Genomic DNA, 541 nt, shown 5'->3' on the forward strand with positions numbered 1-541 from the left:
GTGTTGCTGCAGGAAAAGTGGCAATGCAACTGCATGGTATTGATGTTGGTGACCCTCGTCGCCCATTACGTCCAATGACGGCAGAGCAAAAAGCTGATGCTTTAGCGAAGTTTAAAGCAGCTAATTTTCTGTAATTGATTTGACTTTGATTGATAATTTTATAGATAGACCTATATTTCAACATCTCCCCCTTTGATGTGACAGTGGCTTTTAGAATAAAGCCACTTTTTTATTATGTCTAAAACTTGATTTTAAATGCCACTCAAACCAAAGTACTAACTATTGTCTTATTTTTAATTAAGGTGTCTTGATGGCATTCGAATTTCTGACACAAGCAACGCTCAAAAAATTGGCAACAGGTGAAACTTGGCAACGACAAATTAATGATGAAAGTATTATTGATGTCAGCTTAAATGCGGGGCAATTAATGATTTGTCAGCCTCAAATTGAGGAAAGCTTTACTCTCTTTAGTCAGAAACTAATGGTTTATTGTGAACAGCTTGCACTTAAATTTCCATTTATTGAATTTGCTCAGCCACAA

The 541-nt window shown here is 36.0% G+C and carries 2 pseudogenes; both read left to right on the forward strand.

The features are described 5' to 3' along the window. Positions 1–134 (forward strand): annotated as a pseudogene (locus tag ABN217_RS20185) (N-acetylneuraminate lyase); the annotation flags it as partial. Positions 135–310: 176 nt separating this feature from the next. Further along, positions 311–541 (forward strand): annotated as a pseudogene (locus ABN217_RS20190) (hypothetical protein); the annotation flags it as partial.

Source organism: Proteus sp. fly-1067 (genome assembly GCF_040139345.1).
Taxonomy (GTDB): Bacteria; Pseudomonadota; Gammaproteobacteria; order Enterobacterales; family Enterobacteriaceae; genus Proteus; species Proteus vulgaris_B.